Below are 18,219 nucleotides of genomic sequence, written 5' to 3'. Positions count from 1 at the left end.
AGCGGTGCGACTACCCACTGTCAACATAAGTCGATGGTTATGGCTCAATGACCAGCAATATGGGCGTAGTCGGCGTCACACGTTCGGGCAGATACGGTGTATGTGTCGCTGTCTGATACGATGTATCTCATGTCGAGGAGATCAACAGCCCTGGACCGCGCGACGCCCGGGGCGATCGCCGTCGCCGCCCTGCGCCTCCTCGACGAGGAGGGGCCGAACGCGCTGAGCTTCCGCGCCCTCGCCGACCGTCTGGACGTCTCCCACGCCACCGTCCAGCGCCGCTGCACCGACCTCGCCGGCCTGCTGGACCTGTGCACCGAGCACCTCGCCGGCCAACTGCCCGAGGTCCCGGCCGGGAGCGACTGGGCCGAGGCCACCGAGTTGAGGTTCACCGCCCTCTACCGGCTGCTCACCGCCCACCCCGGACTCCTGGTGCTCCGCGGTGGCCGCCCCTGGCTCGGCCGTCAACTGCTGGCCAGGTTGGTCGAGCCCGCGCTCGCCGACAGCGTGGCCGCCGGAATGACCGCCGCCGAGGCGATGACCGCGTACCGCCGGATGTACCTGCTCACCCTCGGCAGCGCCGCTTTCGTGGATCACCGCGATCCGGCCGGGGTCACCGCTGCCTCCAGGGCGGCCCTGGCCGCGCTGGATCCGGAGCGGTTCCCCGTGCTCTCCGGCGGGCTGGCCGACGTACTGCCCGCCCTGACCGATCACGAGGTGTACTACGGCGCCCTGCGCCAGCTGATCGAGGCCAACCGGCCCGCCGCCACCTGAAGGGGAACCCCGCCATGGAACAGCAGCTCGACTACGCCGCCGTGCGCAGTGCGGCCGACCGGATCGCCGGCTCGATCCGCCCGGTCGCCGTGGTCCCAGCCGCCGACGGCGTCTGGTATGCGCTGGAGTACCTCCAGCACACCGGCTCCTTCAAAGCCCGGGGCGCCCGCAATTTCCTCGCCGCCCACCGCGACGCCGGCACCCTCCCGGCCGCGGGCGTCACCATCGCCTCCGGCGGCAACGCGGGCCTCGCCTGTGCCTGGGCGGCCCGGGCGCAAGCCGTCCCGGCCACCGTGTTCCTGCCCGCCAACGCGCCCCGCGTCAAGGTGGAGCGGCTGCGGGGCTACGGGGCCGACGTACGGCTCGTCGGTACCCGGTACGCCGAAGCCCTCGCCGCGTGCGAGGAGTTCGCGGCGGCCAGTGGCGCGCTGAGCAGCCACGCGTACGACCACCCGCTCATCGCGGCGGGTGCGGGCACCCTGCTCGACGAGATCCGTGCCGGGCTGCCCGGTCTGGACACCGTGGTCGTCGCGGTCGGTGGTGGCGGGCTGTTCGCCGGCGTCGCCGCCGCGGCCCGCGAGCACGGCGTACGGGTGGTCGCCGCCGAACCGGAGAACTGCCGGGCCCTCAACGCGGCGCTGGAGGCGGGCCGGCCGGTCGACGTCGCCGTGGAGTCGGTCGCCGCCGACTCGCTCGGCGCCACGCGTGTCTCGGCGGATGCGCTGGCCGCCGCCCAGGACAAGGACGTGTCGTCGGTCCTGGTCCCAGACCCGGCCATCACCGCGGCCCGCCGCGCGTTGTGGGAGGAGCACCGGATCGTGGTGGAACCGGGCGCGGCCACGGCCCTGGCCGCCCTGCGCCACGCGCAGCAGCCGCTGGGCGAGCGGGTGGCCGTCATCCTGTGCGGCGCGAACACCGACCCCGGAGACCTGACGCACCCCGTACGGTGACGGCCCCCGCACGGTGACGGCCCCCGCACGGTGACGGCCGCGGGGCGGGAGTCTCAGGTGCGGGGGACATCGGCGAGGAGGGCCGTACGGGCCGCGCCGAGGAGGGCCCGGTAGGCGACCTGCCGGGTCCGGGTGTTCACCGGCGAGCCCGCAGTTCGGGGTGATGCCTCGTGATCACTACGTTCAGGTCGCTGACCCGCGACCGGTCACGCTCCACCTGGGCCTGGAAGCGGGCGGAAACATGCTCGGCGCACTCGGCGCACGAGTCCGGTGGGACCGGCCAGCGGGGGAACAGGTCGGCGGCCTCCATCACACGGCCTTGATGTTGGCCACGGCCGTGGAGATCTCCCGGCCCGACGGGCCCCGGACGTACGCAAGCTTCACCCAGTGCTCACGGGCCGGGGCGGCGGAGACGTTTTCGCGGACCACGGCCATGAGCTCGCCCTCGACCCCGGACGCGATGTCACGCACCCGCTTGCGGAGCAGAGCGTGAGGGACTTCCTCGAAGGGCCGGGGCACTACGTCATGCGTCACGGGGCTCACTCCATACCATCGTCAGCGGGCGATGTGACGACGGTAGGAGCATTCCAGTGACGGCACGGGCACAGATCGTGCCCCCACGTTCAGGCGGTCAGCAGGCCCAGTCGCGCGGCCAGTTCAGACGCCCGCCGACGGCGGGCCGGGCTCTTCGACTCGGCCTCCTCCAACACGATCCGCTTCGCGTACCCGTTGTACTGCACCGTCTCCGGCGCCGCCTCGTGTGCTTGCGCCAGCGTCGCCAGTGCCACGTCCGGCTGCGCGTCCAGGTGGTACGCGCGAGCCTGCTCGATCCGGTGCCGGGCCCGCCGTGGCCGGGACGGAATCGCTTCCGCCTCCGCTCGGGTGGCCTGTCGTGCCGACTCCCCGCCGGCGCGCAGCTCGACGGCGACGGTGACTGCGTGCGCGCCGATGACCCCCCGGGAGAAGCTCGTGACCGGGTGGAAGTAGCCCGAGGGCAGCCCCTCTGCCAGGTTCCGCGCGTCATCCCAATACCGCCACGCCGTACCGGTCTCGCCGCGGCGGGCGGCCGTCAGCCCGGCCTCGACGGTGAGCGCTCCGGCGACCGCACGGACGTCCGTGCTGGCGTCGGGGAGGAGTGAGTCCAGGTAGCGGAGGGTCTCCAGGGTGACCGCGTCCGCGGCATCCAGGTGCGCGCTCTCGCGGTGAGCCTGCGTGGTCAGCCACGCGGCGAGGCCGATCGCGTGCGGATCCTCGGAGTCTTGCGCGGCCATCATGCCCCGCTCGGCCACGCGCCACACCAGGGGCGCGTCCGGCTGGTAGGCGCAGAAGAACTGTGCAAGGAAGTACACCTCTGCGAGGCGCGCTTGGGCCGTCTTGCGGTCCGCGACGGTCTCAGCCTGCCGGACCGCGGTCTGTGCGTCCCGGATCAGGTCCGGCAGCAAGCCACCGATGACCTCGCGGTGGTTCGGCGCGGAGTGCCGAGCCTGCCAGGCCCGAGCCAGCCGAGCCGACAGGTGCGCGGCCGGCGGTGCTTGCTGGCCGCTGCCGAGCTGGAGCGAGTTCAGGGCTTCGCGGACTGCGGCGAACCGTGGGTGGCCGGGGCCGGCGAACAGGGCGGTGTGCATGGACTGGTCCCCCGTGAGGTCGGACAGGTCCCGGACGCGTAGCACCTCGGCGATGCGGAGGATGACAGGGAGGTGGGGCGTCCGTAGGCGGCCGGTCTCGATGGCCTTGACCCATGACCCGGATCGGGCGAGGAGACCGCCGAGTTGGTCGCGGGTGAGGCCTCGGCGTTGGCGGAGGATCTGCATTCTTTGCCCGAAGACCAGCGGGTCCGTGTACGGGTCCGGGGAAGCATCAGGAGACATGGCGGCCTTGCCCCTTCTCTGCGCAGCGCGACACCCAACAGCGTAGGGCGCAGGGCTGGTTCTGTGTGATCCAGAACGCACGAAAGCGCCTTGGAGCGGTTCGAACCGTCCACGCCGATGACCATCAGAGGCTCGACGGTTTCACTCACGGTGAGGTCCGGTCCGACCTCGAACGACGATCGTCGTGGGGGAGGAAGACTTTGGAGGACAGTGCGCGGCCCCCGCGCCTTGCGAAGGTCTGGATGTCAAGAAGATCGGCAAGGTTCGGCACGGTACGGAGGAACGGACGTGGCACAGCCCAAGGGATGTCTGATCGGCTGCGGAGTGGTGCTGGTGTTGGGCCTGGCAGCCGCGGCGGCACTCGTCTTCGGTGTCGGGAAGGCCGTCGAAGCCGCGGGCAGGAGCATGCTCGACCCCGCGGTCTACCAGTCCGTCAACGTCGGTGATCCCGAGGCCGCCGTCCGCGCCGCGTTGCCGTCCGGCGAGAGCTTCATCAAGGGCGCACTGAAGGCGGGCGGTCCGGCCGAACCCGAGGGCAGTGCCTGTTCCTGGTACGTGTCCGCCGCCGACGGCAAGGGTGCTGACGAGACCGTGTTCCGCCTCTGCTTCAAGGACGGCAAGCTCGCCGAGAAGGTCGAGTACAGCATGAAGTAGCGCCCGGGCTCGGGTTTCTCGGCCTGCGAGGTAAAGCGCATTAGTGCGAGTTTTCTAGAACCGCCCATAAGAAGTCAACATCTGACGCCTAACCATGTTTGTTATCGGATCGATATCACTCCTGATCGGTTGAGAACTAAAGCGCATTAGTGCAGGTCGGTGCGGGGTTGACTGGGCAGCTGCCGTCTGCCTGTCGGCCCTCTGGTGCGAGGGGGACCTAGGGGTACCCGGCCAGCGGGACTTTGACCGCATTGACGCGATCTGGATTTGGGGACAGCGTGGGCTGCGCGCTCCGGCAGCGAGGCCGGAACTCCCCCTGAAGGTGGCGACGATGACCCGTTCGAACGCGACCCGTACTGCCATCGCCACGCTCGTGGCCGGCACGCTCCTTTCGGTCTCCGCATGCGGAGTGAGTGGTGGCGCCGCGGACGCGCCGCAGGCGCGGAAGACCGGCAAGGTGGCCGGCGAGATCACCTTCCGCACCCTCCAGCTCAAGCCCAAGTTCACCGCGTACGTCCAGGGCGTCATCGACGCCTTCGAGAAGAAGTACCCCGAGGCCAAGGTGAGATGGGAGGACGTCCCCGGCGACGGCTACAACGAGAAGCTCGTCGCCGACGCACAGGCCGGCGCCCTCCCCGACGTGGTCAACCTCTCCACCGACTCCTTCCAGCTCCTCGGCGACCGCGGTCTGCTCGCCGACGTCGCCGCACTCGATCCCGAGGTCGCCAAGGACTACGTCCCCGGCTCCTGGAACCAGTTCAAACTCCCCGGCAAGGGCGACGGCGTGTACGCGTACCCCTGGTACGTGACCCCGGAGATCCTCACGTACAACCGGGAGCTCTTCGAGAAGTCCGGACTGGACCCGGCGAAGCCGCCGACCACCGTCGAGCAGTTCTTCGACTACGCGGACAAGATCGCCGCCGCGTCGGGCGGCCGGTACTCCGCCTTCATGGCCGACCCCAAGGGCCGCCTGCCCGGGGACTGGCAGAAGATGGGCGTGCCGATCCTGAACGGGGCGCAGGACCGGTTCGTCTTCGACACCCCCAAGGCCGTCGAATGGGTCGAGCGGATGAAGGACCTGTACGCCAAGGGCGCCATGCCCAAGGAGTCCCTCCTGAAGTCCGACGACATCAACCAGCTCTACGGCGGCGGAAAGCTCGTGTTCGGCCCCGGCTCCCCGGGCTTCGTCAAGGACGTCAAGCAGAACGCCCCGCAGATCTACGCGGGCACCCAGGTCGCGGGGGCCGTCACCGGCACGCTCGGGCACATCGGCATCTACGCCCAGTCGCTCGGCATCAGGAAGGACACCAAGCACCTCGACGCGGCCAGCGAGTTCGCCAAGTGGGTGACCAACGGCCCCAACCAGGTCGAGTTCTCCAAGAACGCGACCATCTACCCCTCCAACGCCCAGGGCCTCGCCGATCCGCGCTTCTCGGACCGGGGCGACGGAAAGGACGCGGAGACGGTGGCCCGCGCGGTCGGCGCCGAGCAACTGAAGACCGCCGCGCTCGACGCCAACACCCCCGTCCAGTGGACCAACCAGGTCGGTGACGCGGTCGTCCGCGAGGTGCAGAAGGCCATCCAGGGCGAGCAGGACCCGAAGACGGCCGTACGCAAGGCCCAGGAGGAGGCGAACAAGCTGCTCGCCAAGTCGGCGCAGAAATGACGCGCGCACTCGCCGCGGAACCGGTGGGCCGGGTCGGGACCCCCGCCGACCGGGCGGCACGCAGACGGCGCCGCAAGGCCCTTGCTGCCATGGAGGCCGAGACGGGGCTGAGCCACCGCAGGTGGTGGACCCCCTACCTCTTCCTCGCCCCCGGCCTGGCGATGGTGGCGCTCTTCAGCCTCTGGCCGTTCGTCAACACCGTCATCCTCTCCTTCACCGACGCCCAGATCCTGCGCGGCGGCACCTTCGTCGGTTTCGACAACTACACCCGGGCCCTTGCGGACCCCGACTTCTGGGTCGCCACCGGCAACAGCGTGCTCTACCTGGTGGTCGTCGTACCGTGCCTGGTCCTCCTCCCGCTCGCCCTCGCCGTCCTGGTCCAGGCGAAGGTCCCCGGTATCGGCTTCTTCCGGTCCGCCTTCTACACCCCGGTGATCGCCTCGGCCGTGGTCGTCGGCCTGATCTGGCAGTGGGTGCTCCGTAGTGACGGGCTCGTCAACACCCTGTTCCAGAAGCTCAGGATCGTCTCCGAGCCCGTCCCGTTCCTGACCGACAGCACCATGCTGCTGGTCTCCGCGATGATCGTGACCGTGTGGAAGGGCCTCGGCTACTACATGGTGTTCTACCTGGCCGCCCTCGGGAACGTGCCGGCCTCGCTCCACGAGGCAGCCGCCCTCGACGGCGCCGGCCCCGTCCGCCGCTTCTTCAGCATCACCATCCCCCAGGTGAAGCCGATGATGCTGCTGGTCGGCACCCTCTCCGCCATCTCCGCGCTGCGCGTCTTCACCGAGATCTACATCCTCGGCGGCGAGAGCGGCGGCCCCGGCGGCGGAGCCCGTACGCTGCCCTTCCTCATCCGGCAGGTCGGCCTCGGCTTCTCCGGCGAGACCGGCTACGCCTCCGCCCTCTCGATCCTGCTGTTCCTGCTGACGCTGGCCTTCAGTCTGCTGGGCCGCCGGCTGACGAAGGGGGACGAGAGGTGAACGCACCGACCCCGCCCGCCCGCCGGCAGCCGCGGCGCGCCGGAGCCGACCGCAGGCGCCGCCGGATCGGGCTCACCGCCCGGTACGCCACCCTGGTCCTGATGCTCGTGGTGATGCTCGGCCCGATCGTCTGGCAGTTCCTGACATCGATCCGGGGCCGCACGGAGAACGTGTACGACGGCGTACTGCCCGCCCGGCCCACCCTCGACAACTACGCCCTGGTCGCCGAGTCGTTCCCGCTGCTCCAGTACGTCGGCAACACCTTGGTGGTGGCCCTCCTCGCCGTCACGTCGAACATGTTGTTCGCCGCGATGGGCGGGTACGCCCTCTCCCGGGCCGCGTGGAAGGGCCGCAGGACCGTCTTCACGGTGCTGGTGGCGACCCTCATGTTCCCCTTCGAGTCCGTGATGATCTCGATGTTCCTCACGGTCCGAGAGATGGGCCTGGTCGACACCCTCATCGGTGTCTGGCTCCCCGGAGCGGTCTCCGTCCTCAACATCATGATCATGCGTTCTGCCTTCCTCGCCGTACCCAAGGAGGTCGAGGAGTCCGCGGTCCTGGACGGCGCGGGCGAGTGGACCCGGTTCACCCGGCTCTTCCTCCCGGCCGCCAAGGGCGCCCTCGCCGTCGTCTGCATCACCAGTTTCATGGGCGCATGGGACGACTTCCTGTGGCCCTTGCTGGTGCTCACCAACAGCGACCACTACACCCTCCAGCTCGGCCTGAAGACCTTGGCCGGCACCACCACGACCAACGACCAGCGGATCATCGCCGCCGGCGCGATGGCGGCGCTCCTCCCGATGATGCTCCTGTTCTTCGCCCTCCAGCGTTTCTTCTTCAAGGGCGTGGGCGAGGGAGCCGTCAAGACCTGAGCCGCCCGTCCGCCGTCCGTCCGCCCGCCGTCCGTCCTCCCTCCCCCTCGTTGCCCGTCACACGACCTCCCTCCCTTGGAGCAGCCGTCATGCACGACGACCGCAGCATCATCGAACACCGCCTGCGCCGGGTCCTGAAGGAGCGCATCAAGCCCGCCGTCCACTCCCGCTCGGTGCCGCTGGCCGTCGAGCGCTGGGAGGCGCCGGGCGAGCCCGTCCCGGTCGCCGAGGGACTGGCAGCCCCGTACGAGCCCTGCGCGATCGGCGAGACGTGGGGCCCGGCCTGGGGCACCACCTGGTTCAAGGTCACCGGTACCGTCCCGGCCGAGTGGGCCGGCCTCAGCGTCGAGGCGGTGCTCGACCTGGGCTTCGACCGGATGATGCCCGGCTTCCAGTGCGAAGGACTCGTCCACCGCGCTGACGGCAGCGAGATCAAGGCACTCAACCCGTACAACGACTGGGTGCGCGTCGCCGACCGCGCCGCCGGCGGCGAGCAGATCGAGTGGTACGTCGAAGGCGCCTCCAATCCCGTCCTGGTCGACCACCGCATCACCTACGAGGGCGACCGGCACACCTGCGGCGACCAGCCCCTGTACCGGCTCGCCCGGATGGACCTCGCGGTCTTCGAGACCGAGGTCTGGGAACTCGTACAGGACCTGGAGGTCCTGTACGACCTGATGGTGCAGCTCGGCGAGGCCGATGCCCGGCGGTACGAGATCCTGCGCGCTGTCGAGGTCGCCCTCGACGCGGTGGACCTGGGCGACGTCCCCGGCACGGCCGCCGCCGCCCGCGCGCGACTGGCCGGGGTGCTCGCCGCCCCCGCCAACGCCTCCGCGCACCGGATCAGCGCGGTCGGGCACGCCCACATCGACTCCGCCTGGCTGTGGCCGCTGCGCGAGACGGTGCGCAAGGTCGCCCGTACCGCGTCCAATGTGGTCAACCTGATGGACGGGCACCCCGAGTTCGTCTTCGCCATGTCGCAGGCACAGCAACTGGACTGGATCAAGGCCCATCGCCCCGCGCTGTTCGAGCGCGTGAAGAAGAAGATCGCGGACGGACAGTTCGTGCCGGTCGGCGGCATGTGGGTGGAGTCCGACACCAATATGGTCGGCGGCGAGGCCATGGCCCGCCAGTTCCTGTACGGGAAGAAGTTCTTCCTGGACGAGTTCGGCATCGAAACCCACAACGTATGGCTTCCCGACTCCTTCGGATACACGGCGGCGATGCCGCAGATCGTCAAGCTCTCGGGCTCGAAGTGGTTCCTGACGCAGAAGATCTCCTGGTCACAGGTGAACAAGTTCCCCCACCACACCTTCTGGTGGGAGGGCATCGACGGAACCCGCGTGTTCACGCACTTCCCGCCCATCGACACCTACAACAGTGATCTCGGCGGCACCCAACTGGCGCACGCGGCCCGCAACTATCAGGAGAAGGGCCGCGGTTCGCGCTCCCTGGCACCCTTCGGCTGGGGTGACGGCGGCGGCGGCCCCACCCGCGAGCAACTGGCCCGGGCCAAGAGGCAGCGGGACCTCGAAGGATCCCCGCGGGTCGAGATCGAACGGCCCGACGCCTTCTTCGAGGAGGCCCACGCCGAGTACCCGGACGCGCCCGTCTGGGCCGGCGAGCTGTACCTGGAACTGCACCGCGGCACCTACACCTCACAGGCCAAGACCAAGCAGGGCAACCGGCGCAGCGAATCGCTGCTGCGCGAGGCCGAGCTGTGGGCGGCCACCGCCACGGTCCGGGTGCCCGGGTACGCCTACCCGTACGAGGAACTGGAACGCATCTGGAAGACCGTGCTGCTGCACCAGTTCCACGACATCCTGCCGGGATCGTCCATCGCCTGGGTGCACCGCGAGGCGCGCGCAACGTACGCGAAGGTCGGCGAGGAACTGCGCGGGATTACACTCGCCGCCCAGCGGGCCCTGGCCGGGGACGGCAGCACGGAACTGGTCTTCAACTGCGCCCCGCACGCGCGGCGCGGCGTCCCGGCGGGCGGTGCGGGCCTGCCCGAGGCGCCGGCGGCGGCCGGTGACCCGGTGACGGTGGAGGGGCGGCACGGCGGCGGGAGGGTCCTCGCCAACGGGCGCCTCCGGGTGGAGATCGACGACCGCGGACTGATCGTTTCGGCGTACGACCTTCAGGCGCGCCGCGAGTCTGTGGCCCCGGGACGGGCCGCGAACCTGCTCCAGATCCACCCGGACTTCCCGAACATGTGGGACGCGTGGGACATCGACGCCTTCTACCGCAACAACGTCACCGACCTGGTGGAGCTGGACTCCCTGGAGGTGACGCAGGACGACCCGGACGCGGTCTCGGTCCGGGCGGTCCGCTCCTTCGGCCGTTCGACGGCCACCCAGACGATCACGCTGCGGGCCGGGTCCAAGACGGTGGACATCGTCACGGAGGTGGACTGGCACGAGACGGAGAAGTTCCTCAAGGCCGCCTTCCCGCTCGACGTGAAGGCCGAACGGTCCTCCTCGGAGACCCAGTTCGGGCACGTCGAGCGGGCCACCCACACCAATACGTCGTGGGAGGCCGCCAAGTTCGAGATCTGTGCGCACCGGTGGATCCACGTGGCGGAGCCGGGGTGGGGCGCTGCGATCCTCAATGACTCCACCTACGGCCACGACGTCACGCGCGACGTGCGGCCGGACGGCGGCCAGACCACCACGGTCCGCCTGTCCCTGCTACGGGCCCCGCGGTATCCCGACCCGGAGACCGACCAGGGAGCCCACACCCTGCGGTTCTCGCTCGCGCCGGGTGCCGGGATCGCGGACGCGGTCCGCGAGGGCCACGCGCTCAACCTGCCGGAGCGGACGGTGCTCGGCGCGGGCCCGGTCGCCCCGCTGGTGGCCGTGGACGACGATGCGGTGGTCGTCGAGGCGGTCAAACTCGCCGAGGACCACAGCGGTGACGTGGTCGTCCGCCTCTACGAGTCCCGCGGGGGCCGCGCGACGGCGACCCTGATGGCGGGCTTCGCGCTGTCGGCGGCCGTCGAGAGCGACCTGTTGGAACGGCCGCTGCCCGGCACCGCGGTCGGCCCGGTGGCCGACGGCGGCGCTGTCCCCTTGACGCTGCGCCCCTTCCAGATCCTCACGGTCCGACTCCACCGCGCCTGAGTGCCTGAGTGCGCGAAGGGCGGTGGCCCCGGCGGACGTGGTGTCCGCACGGGGCCGCCGCCCGGGCCGGTGGGCCGGTGGGCCGGTGAACCGGTCGGGTCAGGACGGGTTGAGCTTGATGGCGAACCTGTTGAAGATCGACCACACGTCCACCCAGCCCAGGCCCGTGCTGCAGACCTTGTTGGCGTCGCAGCCGAATCCGGCGCTGACGATCCCGTTGAGCTGCCGGGAGTCCGGGTTGTTGATGTAGATCACGGGGCCGCCGCTGTCGCCGCCCCGGCCCACCACACCGCCGTAGTGCGGGACGCCGTAGCTTCCCCAGACCGTGGTGCCGTTGATGTTCCAGCTGGCGTTGCCCGCGTACACCGTACGGATGTTGCAGACGACCTTGGAGTTGTAGCCCAGCTGGCAGGTGAAGTCACCGACCGCCACGTTGCGGACTCCGTTGAGGTAGCGGCTGTACCCCGTGGCGTCGAGTCCGTCCCACGTGCGGCGGTAGGTCGGTGCCTCGATGAACGCCGAGTCGATGTCGGGCAGTTTGTACTCGACCCTCCCGACGTAGTTGCCGCCGGCGGTGGAGACGTAGGCGCCGACGTTGTAGCAGTGGCCTGCCGTGACGAGCCACTGGCGGCCGTCCCAGGTGCTGATGGCCGGAATCCCGCTGGTGCAGTACGAGGACGAGCCGGACGCGGGTCCGAGCGCGGCCCCCGCGTAGAAGGGCGAGGAGTCGTTCCACCGGCTCAGCGGAACTGCGGCCGGGGCCTGCCGGATGCGGACGGGGCTGGCCCCGGAGGCCGCCTGCTGCTGGGCGACCGCCGGCGCGGCGAAGTACGTCCGCGCGGCCTGCGGGTTGTCCACGGCGAGATCGATGGCGCTGCCGTCGACCGTGGTTCCGGCCAGAGAGATCTTGAACGGAAGGTTGTGGTTGTCGAGGGCGGAGATCTCCTGCTTGAGCTGCTTCCGGGACTTCACGCTCCGACGTACGGTGATCAGCCGGGTGTCGGCCTTGGGGTTCGCCCGGTGCACGGCCTCGATGAAAGCGGGGCGCCGGTTGGGATCGGTGAGGTAGACGTTGACCGAGCGGTAGTCGGCGGCCATCTCGACCTGGGTGTACACGTCCGCCTGGGAACCTTGCCCCGCCTGCGCCGCGGCATCGGCCGCGACCCTGAGCGGTTCCAGTACCTGGGCCTGCCGCTCCGGCGACATCGCCGCAACGGCATCGGCGGACAGCGGTCCGGGTGTCCCCGCCTCGGCGGTCGCTCCTGCGAGCGGCAGCAGGGCCAGCGCCGCCACGAGTGAGAGAGAACGCCACACAGCCTTTTTCATGATCCCCCTTCGATCACTGTTTGCGTGCGTATGTGCACGCTCAGTGACGATAGGGAGTCTTTCGTGGCCGGGTAAGGGCGCATTTCGGCAGTAGGGGCGTGGCGGCGGGCGCGTGCGGGCGCATGTTGCGCGTCCGCGGCGTACCTCGGTGGGGGAGTGGGGGAGGCGGTCGGACTCCGAGCGGTTGTGCACCTAGTTGCAAAATCGGTTACCGGTCGGTACAACAGGCTCAGGACCACCGCGCGAGGAGACGCCCCCCATGAGCCAGTACCCGCACCTGCTGAGCCCCCTGGACCTCGGTTTCACCACCCTGCCGAACCGCGTGATCATGGGTTCGATGCACACGGGCCTTGAGGAGCACCAGGGCGGCTTCGAGCGCCTCGCCGCCTTCTACGCCGAGCGCGCCCGCGGCGGCGCCGGCCTCATCGTCACCGGTGGCATCGCCCCCAACGACGCCGGTCGTCCCTTCGAGGGGGGCTCCCGCCTCACCACCGAGGAGGAGGCCGCCGAGCACCGGGTGATCACCGATGCCGTGCACGCCGAGGGCGGCAAGATCGCGATGCAGATCCTTCACTTCGGCCGCTACGCCTACCACAAGGACCTGGTCGCCCCCAGCGCCCTCCAGGCCCCCATCAGCCCCTTCGTCCCGAACGAGCTGAGCGACATCGAGGTCGAGCGCACCGTCGAGGACTTCGTCCGCGCCGCCCGTCTCGCGAAGCTCGCCGGCTACGACGGCGTCGAGATCATGGGCTCCGAGGGCTACCTGATCAACGAGTTCATCGCCGCGGCCACCAACAAGCGCACCGACCGCTGGGGCGGCGCGTACGAGAACCGCGTGCGCTTCCCCCTGGAGATCGTCCGACGCACCCGCGCGGCCGTCGGCGAGGACTTCATCCTGATCTACCGCCTCTCCATGCTCGACCTGATCCCCGGCGGCTCCACCCTCGACGAGGTCGTCCACCTCGCCAAGGAGGTCGAGGCGGCCGGCGCGACCATCATCAACACCGGCATCGGCTGGCACGAGGCCCGCATCCCCACCATCGCCACCTCCGTTCCGCGCGGCGCGTACACCTGGGTGACGAAGCGGCTGATGGGCGCGGTCTCCGTCCCTCTCGTCACCAGCAACCGCATCAACACCCCGGAGATCGCCGAAGAGCTGCTCGCCGACGGCCGCGCCGACCTGGTCTCCCTGGCCCGCCCCTTCCTCGCCGACGCCGACTTCGTCGCCAAGGCCGCGGCCGGCCGCTCCGAGACCATCAACACCTGCATCGGCTGCAACCAGGCCTGCCTCGACCACACCTTCAGCGGCAAGATCACCAGCTGCCTGGTCAACCCGCGCGCCTGCCACGAGACCGAACTCGTGCTCCTGCCCACGCAGCTCAAGAAGCGCGTCGCCGTCGTCGGTGCCGGCCCGGCCGGACTCGCCTGCGCCGTCTCCGCCGCCGAACGCGGCCACGCCGTCACCCTCTTCGAGGCCTCGGGCCACATCGGCGGACAGCTCGACATCGCCCGCCGCATCCCGGGCAAGGAGGAGTTCGAGGAGACCATCCGCTACTTCGGCACCCAGCTCGCGGAGCGCGGCGTCGAGGTCCGGCTGAACACCCGCGCGGACGTCGACACCCTCCAGGACTTCGACGAGGTCGTCGTCGCCACCGGCGTCACCCCCCGCACCCCCGAGATCGAGGGAGTCGACCGGGCCAACGTCGTCAGCTACCTCGACGTGCTGCGCGACGGCGCCCCCGTCGGCGAGCGCGTCGCCGTCGTCGGCGCCGGCGGCATCGGCTTCGACGTCGCGGAGTTCCTCACGGACAGCGGCGAGGGAGCCTCCCAGGACCCCGAGACGTACTTCCGCCACTGGGGCGTCGACACCTCGTACACCGGCCCCGGCGGTCTCACCGCCCCCGAGCGGCCCGCGCCCCCGCGCCAGGTGCACCTGCTCCAGCGCAAGACCACCAAGGTGGGCGCCGGTCTCGGCACCACCACCGGCTGGATCCACCGCGCGGAGCTCAAGCACCGCGGGGTCGTCTCCGTCGCGGGCGCCACGTACGACCGGATCGACGACGAGGGCCTGCACGTCACCGTCGACGGTGAGCAGCGGCTCGTCCCTGCCGACACGGTGGTGCTCTGCACCGGCCAGGAGCCGCGTCGCGACCTGTACGAGGCGCTGTGTGCAGCCGGCGCCCGACCGCACCTGATCGGCGGCGCCGACGTGGCCGCCGAGCTGGACGCCAAGCGGGCGATCCGTCAGGGTACGGAACTCGCCGCCACCCTCTAACCCGTCGGGAACCACGTCCGCCGGCGTCTTGGAGCGCCGGCGGACCTGACGGACCCGACGCGACAATGGTGTTGTGGCGGCCCGCCCCGGGCCGCCACAATCTCCGGGTGACTCTGACACCCGCGGACGCAGACAAGATCCTCTCCGACCACTTCGCCCCCTGGGTGCTCGCCCTGGGACTGACGGTGCACGAGACCGACGAGCGGCACGCCGTGCTGCGGCTGCCCTGGTCCGACGAGCTGGCCCGGGACGGCGGAGCGCTGTCCGGGCAGGCCCTCATGGCCGCGGCCGACACCGCCACCGTCATCGCGATCTCCGCCGCGCGCGGGGCGTACGGGCCGATGACCACCGTCCAGCAGTCGACGAGCTTCCAGCGGCCGGTGCTCGGTAAGGACGTACTGATCGAGGTACGGGTCACCAAACTCGGCAAGCGGATGGCCTTCGCCGACGTCACCATGACCCCCGAGGGCGCACAGGAGCCAGCCGCCACGGCATCGACCGTCTACGCCCTGCTGGGCTGAGCGGGGGTGTCGGCCCACCCCTCGCTCTGGCGGAACCGGGACTTCAACGTCTTCTGGCTCGGTCAGGCCCTGTCCGTCCTCGGTGGCTCGATCTCCCTGCTGGCCCTGCCCCTACTGGTCTTCGACGCCACCGGGTCCGTCGTCCAGATGGGTCTTATCACCGTCATCTCCGGGGTCACCGGCATCGCCACCGGACTGTTCGCCGGGTACGTGGTGGACCGGACGGACCGGCGCCGTCTGATGATCGCGTGTGACCTCGTACGGGCCGCGCTGCTCGGTGCGGTACCGCTCCTGTGGTGGGCCGGCCCGCGGATCTGGGTGCTGTACGTACTGACGGCGCTGGTCACCGCCTTGAAGACGCTGTTCGACGTGGCGTACGTGACGGCGGTGCCGCACCTGGTGCGCTCGCAGGACCTGACCGCCGCCAACGGGCGACTGATGAGCACCTTCGCCCTCGGCACCCTGCTCGGGCCGGTGGCCGCGGGATTCATCGCGGCCGGGGTGGGCGCAGACTGGGCGCTGGGCGTGGACGGGGCGACCTTCCTCGTCTCGGCCGTGAGCCTGCGATGGGTGACCTTCGGCCGGGAGGGCGGCGCCGCGGCACCCCCGGGCGGGAGGAGCACGGGCGGGGGCGGGAAACTGCGGGAGATGTTCGTGGTGGGCTTCCGCTTCCTGTGGGCCAACCCGGTGCTGCGCCCGCTGACTGTCCTGCTGACGCTGCTCACCTTCGTCACCATGGGCGCCACCGACCTGCTGGTCTTCCGGATCCGCCACGATCTCGGCCAGGACGCGACCACCGTCGGCTACGTCATCGCCGTCAGCGGTCTGGGTGTCGTCGGCGCGGCCTTCGCCGCCGGACCGCTGCGCCGGTCCTTCGGGTTCGGCGCCTGCTGGCTGGGCTCGGTCGCCATGATCGGCGCGGCGGTGGCGGTGACGGGCATCAGCCGCAGCCTGCCGGTGATCGCCGTGGCGGCGGCGGTCTTCATGTTCGGGATGACCCTCGGTGGGGTCTGCTCCATGACCCTGCGTCAGGAGGTGACCCCGGATCCGCTGCTCGGGCGGGTCACCTCCGCCTTCTGGACCGTGCACAACGCCTCGGGACCGTTGGGTGCCGCCGCCCTCACCGTGCTGGCCGACCGGCACGGCGTACCGGCGGTCAGCACGGCGGCCGGAGCCTTCTGTCTGCTCATCGTCGGTGCGGGGTTGCTGACCCCGCTGCGGGGCAGCAAGATCACGGGCGCCCCGGCCGAGGGCGCAGTGGCCGCCTCCCCGGCCCCGACTCGCCGGAGTCGGGGCCGGGGGTAGCTCCCGGCGGGCTCAGAACCTGCCGGTCGGCAGGGCCGGGAAGCGCTGCGGCGTCGAGGGGACCGCTTCCGCGCGGCGCTCCGCTGCGCCCGGCGGCGTCTGGCAGGTCACGTCCTTCGCCGGCAGCTTGCCGGTGGCCAGGTACTCGTTGACCGTGGCGTTGGCGCAGGACTTCGGGTCGGCGAGGTACACGCCGTGGCCCTCACCGCCCATCGCCAGCACCATCGTGGAACCCTTCAGGGCGCGGTGCAGGCCCTGGCCGCTGGTCAGCGGGGTCTGGGAGTCCCACTCGTTCTGCACGGTGAGCACGTTCGTCTTCGTCTTCATCGGCGTCGCCGCCTCGATCGGCCGCTGCCAGTAGGCGCACGGCTTGATGTTGGAGGCGAAGTCCCCGTACAGCGGGTAGGCGGCCTTGTCCCGGATCGCCTCCCGCTCGTACTGCTCGGGGTAGCGCGGCCATTCCGTGTCCCCGCACACCACGGCCCAGAACACGGCGGTGCCGTTATCCGACGGCGGCTCGGCGGCGGGCTTGAGCAGCCCCCGCTGGGGCTCGGTGAGGGTGACGGGCTTGCCGTCGGCCGCGTCCTTGAGGGCCTTCACGATGGGCGCGGCTTGCGCGGGGTAGAAGAACAGGGCCCGAGCGGTTCGGATGTCGTCGCCCGTGAGCTTCTGTCCCTCGAACTCGATCGGCTCCCGGTCGGCCCGGTTCACCAGGTCCCAGAAGGTCTTGGAGACCGCCTCCGGTGTGTCGCCGAGCTGGTACTCGCCGCCCCGCTCGGCGGTCCACTGCGTCCACCGCTTGAACGCCGGCTCGGCCTCGGTCGCCCACACCTGGATCATGCCGCGCCAGATGCGCTGCGGGTCCACCCCGCTGTCGAGCACGAAGCGGTCGGAGCGGTTCGGGAACATCTGCGTGTACACGGCTCCCAGGTACGTTCCGTACGAGTAGCCGACGTACGAGATCTTCTTCTCGCCCAGAGCCGCACGGATCGCGTCCATGTCGCGGGCGGTGTTGCGGGTGGTGATGAACGGCAGCACCGACCCCGTCTTCTCACGGCACTTGTCCGCGACCGTACGCGCCCAGGCCACGTCCGCCGAGAACGTCTCCTCCTTGTACGGGCGGTCGAAGTTCTGCTCGACGGGGTCCAGTCCGCAGCTGATCGGGCTGGAGCCCCCGACGCCGCGCGGGTCGAAGCCGATCAGGTCGTACTGGTCGCGTACGTCCTTGGGCATCAACTCGTCCATCATCAACGGCAGATCGAGTCCCGAACCACCCGGTCCGCCCGGGTTGAGCAGCATGGCACCGTGCCGCTTGGCCGGGTTGCCGCTCTTGATCCGGGATATCGCGAGGTCGATCGTGCGTCCCTGGGGGCGCCGGTAGTCGAGCGGGACCTTGACGGTCGCACACTCGTACGAAGCGGGCAGGTCGGTGCTGCAGCGCTGCCACGCCGGCTTCTGCGGGGTGTACTCGGCAGAAGGGGCGGCGGAGGCTTGGGTCGCGGACAGCAAGGGGACCGTGGTCGCGATGAGACCGGCGGCGGCGAGCATCGGAGCGAGGCGTTTCATGTTCACGAAGAGCCGTTTCCTTCCGTGAAGTCGATGGCATCACCACCCTGTTGCACGCGGGCCCCGGGCGAATCATCCCGGAGGGCGGTCCGTATGCTCCTCACGAACGAGCTCAAATCCGGACAACTGGCCGACACGCGGGCGGAGTTGGACCGGGGTGTGCGGCATTGACGGCTCATGCGGGGCCACAGCGGGCGGGCGAGCGGATGGGCCCGAACCTTCGCATGCAGGTCGGACGCACCCGGTTCGGGCGAGGAGGACTGTGCGACGGAGCAGCTGTCCATGGACGTCCCCGACCGCCTCCGGGCCCCCGCTGCAGACGTCGCCGAAGATCAGC

Annotated in this window: 14 protein-coding genes; 10 read left to right on the top strand and 4 right to left on the bottom strand. The window is 70.3% G+C overall.

Annotation, left to right across the window (positions count from 1 at the left end; all coding sequences use genetic code 11):
• Nucleotides 1-129 precede the first annotated feature (129 nt).
• Both ABZZ20_RS09605 and ABZZ20_RS09600 read left to right on the top strand, forming a co-directional pair.
• Nucleotides 130-774, top strand: coding sequence for a TetR/AcrR family transcriptional regulator (locus ABZZ20_RS09605; protein ID WP_356868515.1), 645 nt, complete (start codon nucleotides 130-132; stop codon nucleotides 772-774).
• Between the two features lie 14 nt (nucleotides 775-788).
• Nucleotides 789-1,724: a serine/threonine dehydratase gene (locus ABZZ20_RS09600; protein ID WP_356868513.1), complete on the top strand. Its 936-nt coding sequence runs from the start codon at nucleotides 789-791 to the stop codon at nucleotides 1,722-1,724.
• 309 nt (nucleotides 1,725-2,033) lie between these two features.
• On the opposite strand, the gene ABZZ20_RS09595 is transcribed toward ABZZ20_RS09600, so the two are convergent.
• Together ABZZ20_RS09595 and ABZZ20_RS09590 are read right to left on the bottom strand one after the other, a co-directional pair.
• Nucleotides 2,034-2,258 (bottom strand): hypothetical protein, encoded by a 225-nt coding sequence (locus tag ABZZ20_RS09595; protein ID WP_356868511.1) that lies wholly within the window; start codon nucleotides 2,256-2,258, stop codon nucleotides 2,034-2,036.
• A gap of 89 nt (nucleotides 2,259-2,347) precedes the next feature.
• The gene (locus ABZZ20_RS09590; protein WP_356868509.1) at nucleotides 2,348-3,592 is read right to left on the bottom strand and encodes a helix-turn-helix domain-containing protein; all 1,245 of its coding nucleotides are present in this window, start codon (nucleotides 3,590-3,592) and stop codon (nucleotides 2,348-2,350) included.
• 288 nt (nucleotides 3,593-3,880) lie between these two features.
• Here ABZZ20_RS09590 and ABZZ20_RS09585 point away from each other — a divergent pair, with 288 nt between their 5' ends.
• The 5 genes from ABZZ20_RS09585 (at nucleotide 3,881) to ABZZ20_RS09565 (ending at nucleotide 10,889) form a co-directional block, all read left to right on the top strand.
• A complete protein-coding gene (locus tag ABZZ20_RS09585) occupies nucleotides 3,881-4,246 on the top strand; it encodes a hypothetical protein (RefSeq protein WP_356868507.1) in 366 nt (121 codons plus the stop codon).
• Between the two features lie 331 nt (nucleotides 4,247-4,577).
• Entirely contained in the window at nucleotides 4,578-5,912 is a 1,335-nt protein-coding gene (locus tag ABZZ20_RS09580) for a sugar ABC transporter substrate-binding protein (protein WP_356868505.1), read from the top strand.
• A gap of 89 nt (nucleotides 5,913-6,001) precedes the next feature.
• On the top strand, nucleotides 6,002-6,895 hold the full coding sequence (locus ABZZ20_RS09575; RefSeq protein ID WP_356868628.1) for a sugar ABC transporter permease: 894 nt from the start codon (nucleotides 6,002-6,004) through the stop codon (nucleotides 6,893-6,895).
• Nucleotides 6,892-7,767, top strand: coding sequence for a carbohydrate ABC transporter permease (locus ABZZ20_RS09570; protein ID WP_356868503.1), 876 nt, complete (start codon nucleotides 6,892-6,894; stop codon nucleotides 7,765-7,767). The genes ABZZ20_RS09575 and ABZZ20_RS09570 overlap by 4 nt, the downstream gene beginning before the upstream one ends.
• 89 nt (nucleotides 7,768-7,856) lie before the next feature.
• Nucleotides 7,857-10,889 (top strand): glycoside hydrolase family 38 C-terminal domain-containing protein, encoded by a 3,033-nt coding sequence (locus ABZZ20_RS09565; RefSeq protein ID WP_356868501.1) that lies wholly within the window; start codon nucleotides 7,857-7,859, stop codon nucleotides 10,887-10,889.
• Nucleotides 10,890-10,988: 99 nt separating this feature from the next.
• On the opposite strand, the gene ABZZ20_RS09560 is transcribed toward ABZZ20_RS09565, so the two are convergent.
• Nucleotides 10,989-12,215: a hypothetical protein gene (locus ABZZ20_RS09560; RefSeq protein WP_356868499.1), complete on the bottom strand. Its 1,227-nt coding sequence runs from the start codon at nucleotides 12,213-12,215 to the stop codon at nucleotides 10,989-10,991.
• Nucleotides 12,216-12,474: 259 nt separating this feature from the next.
• Here ABZZ20_RS09560 and ABZZ20_RS09555 point away from each other — a divergent pair, with 259 nt between their 5' ends.
• The 3 genes from ABZZ20_RS09555 to ABZZ20_RS09545 all read left to right on the top strand — a co-directional run bounded on the left by ABZZ20_RS09555 (nucleotide 12,475) and on the right by ABZZ20_RS09545 (nucleotide 16,316).
• Nucleotides 12,475-14,490, top strand: a complete 2,016-nt coding sequence (locus ABZZ20_RS09555) for an NADPH-dependent 2,4-dienoyl-CoA reductase (RefSeq protein ID WP_356868497.1) — start codon at nucleotides 12,475-12,477, stop codon at nucleotides 14,488-14,490.
• Between the two features lie 107 nt (nucleotides 14,491-14,597).
• Nucleotides 14,598-15,011 carry a PaaI family thioesterase gene (locus tag ABZZ20_RS09550; RefSeq protein WP_356868495.1) on the top strand — a complete coding sequence of 138 codons (414 nt, stop codon included), beginning with the start codon at nucleotides 14,598-14,600 and terminating at the stop codon, nucleotides 15,009-15,011.
• 6 nt (nucleotides 15,012-15,017) lie between these two features.
• On the top strand, nucleotides 15,018-16,316 hold the full coding sequence (locus ABZZ20_RS09545) for an MFS transporter (RefSeq protein ID WP_356868493.1): 1,299 nt from the start codon (nucleotides 15,018-15,020) through the stop codon (nucleotides 16,314-16,316).
• 12 nt (nucleotides 16,317-16,328) lie between these two features.
• Here ABZZ20_RS09545 and ABZZ20_RS09540 read toward each other — a convergent pair whose 3' ends face one another.
• Nucleotides 16,329-17,882 (bottom strand): alpha/beta hydrolase, encoded by a 1,554-nt coding sequence (locus ABZZ20_RS09540; protein WP_356868626.1) that lies wholly within the window; start codon nucleotides 17,880-17,882, stop codon nucleotides 16,329-16,331.
• Nucleotides 17,883-18,219: the final 337 nt, after the last annotated feature.

Source organism: Streptomyces sp. NPDC006430 (genome assembly GCF_040612395.1).
In the GTDB taxonomy this organism is placed as follows: domain Bacteria; phylum Actinomycetota; class Actinomycetes; order Streptomycetales; family Streptomycetaceae; genus Streptomyces.
The sequence above is the reverse complement of the archived record's forward strand: the minus strand, read 5'-3'. Positions and strand labels throughout refer to the sequence as shown.

What these genes read in the sequence shown, in the direction of transcription:
- ABZZ20_RS09605 (WP_356868515.1), top strand. Translation starts at nt 130, where the DNA reads ATGTCGAGGAGATCAACAGCCCTGGACCGCGCGACGCCCGGGGCGATC.
- ABZZ20_RS09600 (WP_356868513.1), top strand. Translation starts at nt 789, where the DNA reads ATGGAACAGCAGCTCGACTACGCCGCCGTGCGCAGTGCGGCCGACCGG.
- ABZZ20_RS09590 (WP_356868509.1), bottom strand. Translation starts at nt 3,592, where the DNA reads ATGTCTCCTGATGCTTCCCCGGACCCGTACACGGACCCGCTGGTCTTC.
- ABZZ20_RS09580 (WP_356868505.1), top strand. Translation starts at nt 4,578, where the DNA reads ATGACCCGTTCGAACGCGACCCGTACTGCCATCGCCACGCTCGTGGCC.
- ABZZ20_RS09575 (WP_356868628.1), top strand. Translation starts at nt 6,002, where the DNA reads ATGGAGGCCGAGACGGGGCTGAGCCACCGCAGGTGGTGGACCCCCTAC.
- ABZZ20_RS09565 (WP_356868501.1), top strand. Translation starts at nt 7,857, where the DNA reads ATGCACGACGACCGCAGCATCATCGAACACCGCCTGCGCCGGGTCCTG.
- ABZZ20_RS09560 (WP_356868499.1), bottom strand. Translation starts at nt 12,215, where the DNA reads ATGAAAAAGGCTGTGTGGCGTTCTCTCTCACTCGTGGCGGCGCTGGCC.
- ABZZ20_RS09555 (WP_356868497.1), top strand. Translation starts at nt 12,475, where the DNA reads ATGAGCCAGTACCCGCACCTGCTGAGCCCCCTGGACCTCGGTTTCACC.
- ABZZ20_RS09540 (WP_356868626.1), bottom strand. Translation starts at nt 17,882, where the DNA reads ATGAAACGCCTCGCTCCGATGCTCGCCGCCGCCGGTCTCATCGCGACC.